At 39.8% G+C, this 7009-nt stretch carries 7 protein-coding genes and 1 pseudogene; all 8 read left to right on the top strand.

Annotated elements, in window-relative coordinates:
- Positions 1-220, top strand: a pseudogene (locus ACH2DQ_RS23160) (amylovoran biosynthesis protein AmsE); the annotation flags it as partial.
- Positions 221-228: 8 nt separating this feature from the next.
- The gene (locus tag ACH2DQ_RS23165) at positions 229-1416 is read left to right on the top strand and encodes a CDP-glycerol glycerophosphotransferase family protein (protein WP_395028526.1); all 1188 of its coding nucleotides are present in this window, start codon (positions 229-231) and stop codon (positions 1414-1416) included.
- A 13-nt stretch (positions 1417-1429) separates the two neighbouring features.
- Positions 1430-2701, top strand: coding sequence for a CDP-glycerol glycerophosphotransferase family protein (locus ACH2DQ_RS23170; protein WP_394913541.1), 1272 nt, complete (start codon positions 1430-1432; stop codon positions 2699-2701).
- A 126-nt stretch (positions 2702-2827) separates the two neighbouring features.
- Positions 2828-3217 (top strand): glycerol-3-phosphate cytidylyltransferase, encoded by a 390-nt coding sequence (gene tagD, locus ACH2DQ_RS23175; RefSeq protein WP_394913540.1) that lies wholly within the window; start codon positions 2828-2830, stop codon positions 3215-3217.
- A gap of 13 nt (positions 3218-3230) precedes the next feature.
- Positions 3231-4022: an ABC transporter permease gene (locus ACH2DQ_RS23180; RefSeq protein WP_394913539.1), complete on the top strand. Its 792-nt coding sequence runs from the start codon at positions 3231-3233 to the stop codon at positions 4020-4022.
- Positions 4023-4754: an ABC transporter ATP-binding protein gene (locus tag ACH2DQ_RS23185; protein WP_394913538.1), complete on the top strand. Its 732-nt coding sequence runs from the start codon at positions 4023-4025 to the stop codon at positions 4752-4754.
- An 11-nt stretch (positions 4755-4765) separates the two neighbouring features.
- Positions 4766-6049 carry a CDP-glycerol glycerophosphotransferase family protein gene (locus ACH2DQ_RS23190; protein ID WP_394913537.1) on the top strand — a complete coding sequence of 428 codons (1284 nt, stop codon included), beginning with the start codon at positions 4766-4768 and terminating at the stop codon, positions 6047-6049.
- Positions 6050-6057: 8 nt separating this feature from the next.
- On the top strand, positions 6058-6969 hold the full coding sequence (locus ACH2DQ_RS23195) for a 6-hydroxymethylpterin diphosphokinase MptE-like protein (protein ID WP_394913536.1): 912 nt from the start codon (positions 6058-6060) through the stop codon (positions 6967-6969).
- Positions 6970-7009 lie beyond the last annotated feature (40 nt).

The raw sequence follows: 7009 nt of genomic DNA on the forward strand, positions 1-7009 counted from the left end.
GCCCCTGGTATATGTGCGTACCGGAGAGAGCATGTTTGCAAGGCGGGGAGGTATGGATTATGCAAAACTGGCAGTGAAGTTCCGGTGGTATTTAAAAAAGGCTGGAATTTCTACCTGGCTGGATTTTCTGGTTTCCGCAGGGGGGCAGGTTCTCATCTGCATTTTGCCCAATGGATTCCGGAAAAAATTCTATGAAGTTATTCTGAGAAAGACAAAATAGGAGCGTTTATGGTTAAAGGAAAAGTAAAGAGGAAAATATATTTTGCCGGAGGATCCGTATTATCGGCAGTGAATAAAATAATTCCCAAAAATAAAAGAAAAATTCTGATCTTCTGTAAAGGAGAACTTTACGATAACAGCGAAACGCTGTTTGGCTATCTGATGAGTCATAAATTTTATGAAAAATATGATATAGTCTGTGCGGTTGGAAAACCCCAGAATTATCAGAAACTGGTGAGAAAAAATGTACGGTTTGTGAATCTGGCGGGAAGCTTAAAAGAAATTATGACCGCAGGGTTTATTTTTTACCATGGGGAAATTCTGGCAATTATGCCAACCAAAGATCAGGTATCCATAGATTACTGGCATGGAACTCCCTTAAAAAAAATCAATCATATGTTAGAGGACAAGCTTGGGGATTATCACTATGATTTTTTTACTTATCTCACGGCGCCAAGTGAAATGTTCCGTCCGATTATGGCGGAGGCTTTTAACTGCAAACTGAATCAGGTAATCATTGCCGGTCATCCCAGAAATGATGATCTGTTTTCTAAAAAAGATGAATTCCACAAGCTGGGTCTTGTAAAAGAAGATTATAACAAGGTGTTTGTATGGATGCCTACTTACCGCATTTCACATGATAAACTGATTATGGATTCCAGTGAGGATTTTATGAAAAATGCAGGGATTCCACTGTTCCATACGGCAGAGAGTTTTACGAAATTGAATGCTTACATGGAGGCACATAACAGCCTTCTTCTGATCAAACTGCATCCGGCACAGAATCTGGAAGCCCTGGCGGTTAAAGATATGAGCCATATTAAAATTTTGACCGGGGCTTATCTGGATCAGAAAAGAGTCCGTTTATATCGTCTGTTAAAAGATACGGATGCTTTAATTACCGATTATTCATCGGTTTATTTTGATTATTTACTTCTGGATAAACCGGAAGCTTTTATCATAGAGGATATGAAAGAGTACGGAAGCCACAGAGGTTTTGTTGTGGACAATCCTCTGGACTATATGCCGGGAGAGATTATTGAAAACCAGGAAGGCTTCTATGGATTTTTGGAAAATTGTATTGAGGGTAAAGACAGCTATAAAGAAAAACGCCGGAAAATTAATGATAAGGTAAATCATTATAAAGGCGGGGGCAACTGTCAAAGGTTGTTGGAGTTTGCAGGTATCAGCAAATAGGAGTATGTAACCCATGAAAAAAGAAATACTGAAGATGCTAAGTGCCAATCCGGTTGTGCGGGAAGGCTGTGTAAGACTGCGCAGTTTTTATCGGAGGACGCGTAATAAACTGGAGTATGAAAGGCGTTATGCAACCCAGGAAAAATTAATATTATTTGAATCGTACAAGGGCAGGAATTACAGCTGCAGCCCAAAGGCTGTCTATGAAGAGATGATCCGGGATGGCAGGTATGATGATTATAAAAAGGTATGGGCTTTTGAGGATCCGGAGAATTACCGGGAATTGGCAGAACGGGAAGATACTATCGTGATCCGCCATAGAAGCAAGAAGTACTTTCGTTATGCTGCCCAGGCAAAGTACTGGGTAACGAACAGCAGAATGCTGGATGAAATTCAGAAAAAAAAGGATCAGGTCTATATCCAGTGCTGGCATGGCACACCGCTTAAGCGCTTAGGCTTTGATGTCAAGGTGCATAAGGGCGGAGCACAGGAGGAGCGGGAACTGAACCGGGAGTATGAATACGATGCGATGAAATACGATTATATTATCTCTCCTTCGCCATTCTATACGGAAAAGATTACTTCTGCTTTTAACCTGAAAGCGCTTGGAAAGGACCATATATTTGTAGAAAAAGGATATCCGCGAAATGATTTTCTCTATCAGTATACAGAGGAACAGGCTGAGGCTGTAAAGAAAAAGCTCGGTATTCCCCAGGGGAAAAAAGTGATCCTGTATGCACCTACCTGGCGTGACAGCATGCAGGAAGTAGGTGTTGGATGTACCTACAGCTTAGGGCTGGACTTTGCGGTTTTGCAGGAAGAATTTCAGGATGAATGCGTGATTTTGTTTCGGACCCACTACTTTATTAAGAATGTCATTGATCTGAAACAGTATGAGGGATTTGTAATCGATGTTTCTGAATATGGAGATATTAATGATCTGTACATTGTCAGTGATTTGCTGATGACGGATTACTCCAGTGTCTTTTTTGATTATGCCAACCTGAAACGGCCGATCATTTATTATATGTATGATTTTGAACAGTATAAAAACGAAATGCGGGATTTCTATATTGATATCGATACCCTGCCCGGCAAATTGATTAAAACAGAAGGGGAATTGTCCGGTGCAATACGGGAAGCTCTGGATGGGTGTCCCTACGATGAAAAGTACAGGCATTTTAATGAAATTTACAATCCGCACAGCGGCGAAAATGCAAGCCGGGCTGTACTGGAAACCTGTATCAGCCTTTCACCGGTAGTTGCACCTGGAAATGTTGTATGATATAATATCTGGAATGTCTGGATTGTTTTGGAAATCGTAAGACTACATTAGATGAAGTGAAACGCTGAAAGAAAACAAATAGAAAGGAAGCCACAGTTTAAACTGCGGTATGTAATGGGCATAAAGATGAAGAAAATTATTACCTATGGAACATACGATTTACTCCACTATGGACACGTGAATCTGCTTCAGAGAGCTAAAGCGCTTGGAGATTACCTGATTGTAGCATTGTCTACAGATGAATTTAACTGGGATGAGAAACAGAAAAAATGCTATTTTCCATATAGTGAAAGAAAGCGTCTGCTGGAGTCAATCCGTTATGTAGATCTGGTGATCCCTGAGAATTCCTGGGATCAGAAGGTCAGTGATGTGCAAGAATTCAAAGTGGATACATTTGTAATGGGAGATGACTGGGAAGGAAAATTTGATTTCCTGAAAGAATACTGCGATGTGGTATACCTGCCCAGAACCCCTGAGATTTCCACTACTCAGATAAAACAGGATTTAAAGAAATAGGAGCCGGAAATTCATGAAACGATTTATTAGTGATATTAAAAAATTTTATCAATATACCATGTATGCAGCCAGATCAGAGCTGAAGTCGGAAGTTGCCAGTTCCTATTTAAACTGGTTGTGGTGGATTTTAGACCCGCTTCTTTTTATGATGGTATATACTTTTATTGCCCAGATTGTTTTCAGCAATAAAAAAATAGATTTTTTCCCAATCTATGTATTTATCGGCCTTTCTGTCTGGAATTTCTTTAACAAAGTTGTGATCAGCAGTGTGAGGGTTGTAAAAAGCAATAGTGCGGTAGTTTCTAAAGTTTATGTACCTAAGTATATGCTGATTTTAAAAAATATGCTGGTAAACGGATTTAAAATGATGGTATCTTTTGGCCTGGTAATTATCATGATGGTCATCTGGAGAGTACCTTTTAGTATAAAGATTTTATACTTTTTTCCGCTGATTCTGATTTTGTGTCTGTTTACATTCGGAATTAGTGCAATTGTATGCCATTTTGGAGTGTTTATTGAGGACCTGCAGAATATTTTAACGGTATTTTTGAAATTGATCTTCTACATGTCCGGAGTATTTTACGCTATTGATTCCATGAGCCAGATTCCGGTTCCGATTAAGAATCTGCTGCTTAATTTTAACCCTGCTGCATTTATCATGTACTCTCTGAGACGGACGATGCTGTATTCCCAGTTCCCACATCATAAATTTATGTTAATGTGGCTGGTGGTTGGATTCGTTTTATCCTGCATAGGTGTACGGGTGATTTACAAATATGAAAACAGTTACGTGAAGGTGATATAGATGAGTGTTGAAAATGCGATTAAGGTGGAAGGTCTTAATATTTCATATAAATGTTTAAATGCATATTCCATCAAAAAGAACTTTTTTAAATTAAAGAAAACAAAAACGGAGGTCCATGAGGCGGTAAAAAATGTTTCGTTTCAGGTGCGGGAAGGGGAAATTCTTGGGATTGTAGGTAAGAACGGCAGCGGAAAATCCACAATGCTCCGGGCTATCGCAGGAATTTTCTCCCCGGATTCCGGAACCATTGACCTCTATGGACATTCCGTATCCCTTCTGTCTATTGGAGTTGGTTTCCAGAAGAGCCTGTCCGGTAAAGAAAATATTATGCTTTCCGGAATGCTCCTGGGATTCTCGGAAGAAGAAGTGCGCAGACAGATGCCGGATATCATAGAGTTTGCAGGTCTTGGCAAGTTCATTAACATGCCGGTTAAGACTTATTCAAGCGGTATGTATTCCAAGCTTGCGTTTTCCATTACCGCTATTTTAAAGACCGATATTATGTTGATTGATGAAGTTTTAAGTGTGGGTGATGCAAAATTTAAAAAGAAGAGTTACCGCAAGATGAAGGAACTGATCAGTGAAAAAGACCGGACTGTGGTAATTGTATCTCATAATAATGATACGCTTCGTTCCTTGTGTGACCGGATTCTCTGGCTTCATGACGGGGAAGTGAAAATGCTTGGAACTGCAGAAGAAGTACTGCCAGTTTATGAAGAATTTATGCAGTAAGGAGGCAATGCATGTCAAAGAACAAAAGTTTTGCAGGGAGACTGCATGGGAAAATCAAAAGGACTCTGAAAAAATGCAGCAATAATCATCCGGCGGTGTTAAAATTCTACCGGAAATATGTGTATCTGATGCGGAGGCTGAAAGGTACCTGGTATGGTATTAAGACTCCAACGGACAGCCATATGGTTATCTTCACCGGATTCTTTGGATCTCAGTATGGAGACAGTCCAAGAGCGCTGTATGAGGCTATGCTAAAGGATGAGGCATACAAGGATTTTCAATTTGTATGGGTGTTTAAGAATACAAAGAACTTTGAGTTTTTAAAAGAAAACAGAAATACCTTTATTACGAAGGTACGTTCTAAAAAGTATTATGAATATCATGCAAGGGCCAAATACTGGGTTTGCAATGCTTCGGTTACGAATTATCTCTATCCCAAAAAGGATCAGGTTGTCATCCAGACATGGCATGGCACGCCTTTAAAAAGACTGGGACTGGATATTGAATTTGACAGTGATAAAAAACGTACTTTGAAGGAAAACTATAATAAATACAAGCAGCATGTGAAGAAACTGGACTATTTTTTATCCCCTTCCAAATTTGCCAGTGAAAAATTCGATACTTCTTTTGGAATTTCTAAATTCGGCAAAGAAGGAATTCTTCTGGAAACCGGATATCCCAGGAATGATTTCCTTTTCACCCACACCAGTCAGGATGTGGAACGTTTAAAAGAAATGTTTCATATTGGGAAAGATAAAAAGGTGATTCTCTATGTTCCCACCTGGAGAGATAACCAGTATGTGGAAGGTCAGGGATACCTCTATCAGCAGCATGTGGATCTGGATGCCCTGGTAGAAAAGCTGGGAGAGGAATACGTTATTTTATTCCGGACTCACCATTTGAACAAATTTACTGGAGAGTACCGCTATCCCGAGAGAATTGTGGATGTATCGGAACACAATGATATTAATGAACTGTATGTGGTCAGCGATATGCTTATTACAGACTATTCCAGTGCATTCTTCGATTTTGCCAATCTGAAAAGACCGGTATTGTTCTATATGTATGATCTGGATGAGTATATGAATCAGATCCGTGGTTTTTACCTGGATTTAAATGAACTTCCAGGACCGATTATTCAGGAAGAGAGTAAGCTTGCGGATGCCATAACAGATCTGTTTGAAAATTATACGGTGGATGAAAAGTATCAGGCGTTTAATCAGAAGTTTAATTATCTGGATGGACCGGATACCAGTAAAAAAGTGCTGGATATCTGTATTCCGGCAGGGCGGTGAGGTGTTATATGGGATTCACAGATAAACTGAAAGTCGGCATTGGCTGGCGCGTGAGAAAGGTAATTAAAGTTATAAAAAAAGGTTTTCGGCGTATTAAAAAGTTCATAAAACTGGTATTTAAGAAAACAAAAGAAGGTTACTTTCGATTATCCGGTGTATTTCGCGGCAGAGGTATCTGTCTGTTGGCAAACAGTAAGCGTTTAAAGTCCTATAAGGATAAACATAAAGGGGAACGCTGTTTTCTGGTAGGTAATGGTCCAAGCTTAACCAGCAGTGATCTGGATCTGATCAAAGATGAGAAGACGATTGGCTGCAATATGGTCTACAAAATATTCGACCAGACGAAGTGGCGCCCCACCTACCACTGCCTGATTGATGTGATGTTTGCAAAAAATCTCTCAGAAGAGATTGCAGAACATGTGGAGGCGCCTTTCTTTGTGAATCTGACTGCTTACCACTATATGAAAAAAAGGCCGAAGGACAGCACCTATGTCTACAACGTGGCAAAAGAACCCTATAAGATCAGCAACAATTTTCTCTCTTATTATGTTCCTTCCGGTGCTACGGTTATGTCCTTTATGATAGAGCTTGCGATCTATATGGGATTTAGTGAGATCTATCTCATCGGTGTGGACTGTACCTCCAGTCTGGCAAAAGACAGCCATTTTATCAAAGATTATCTGAGTGATGATATGAAACAGATGGATGTAAAGCGGATTGAGAACCGGTTGAAGGCCCAGGATCTGACCAAAGAAGAAGTATCTGAATATTACAGGCAGAAAGCAATTTTTGCATATAATAAATTAAATGATTTTGCAAATGAGAGAGATGTCAAGATTTACAATGCTACCAGAGGTGGAGCTCTGGAGGCGTTTGAACGTGTAAACCTGGATGACATAATAGGAGGCGTGAACGCATGAAAGTAGTAGGAGTAATACCATCAAGATACAAATCAAGCAG

This window comes from Robinsoniella sp. (assembly GCF_034124845.1).

What these genes read in the sequence shown, in the direction of transcription:
- ACH2DQ_RS23165 (WP_395028526.1), top strand. Translation starts at nt 229, where the DNA reads ATGGTTAAAGGAAAAGTAAAGAGGAAAATATATTTTGCCGGAGGATCC.
- ACH2DQ_RS23170 (WP_394913541.1), top strand. Translation starts at nt 1,430, where the DNA reads ATGAAAAAAGAAATACTGAAGATGCTAAGTGCCAATCCGGTTGTGCGG.
- tagD (WP_394913540.1), top strand. Translation starts at nt 2,828, where the DNA reads ATGAAGAAAATTATTACCTATGGAACATACGATTTACTCCACTATGGA.
- ACH2DQ_RS23180 (WP_394913539.1), top strand. Translation starts at nt 3,231, where the DNA reads ATGAAACGATTTATTAGTGATATTAAAAAATTTTATCAATATACCATG.
- ACH2DQ_RS23185 (WP_394913538.1), top strand. Translation starts at nt 4,023, where the DNA reads ATGAGTGTTGAAAATGCGATTAAGGTGGAAGGTCTTAATATTTCATAT.
- ACH2DQ_RS23190 (WP_394913537.1), top strand. Translation starts at nt 4,766, where the DNA reads ATGTCAAAGAACAAAAGTTTTGCAGGGAGACTGCATGGGAAAATCAAA.
- ACH2DQ_RS23195 (WP_394913536.1), top strand. Translation starts at nt 6,058, where the DNA reads ATGGGATTCACAGATAAACTGAAAGTCGGCATTGGCTGGCGCGTGAGA.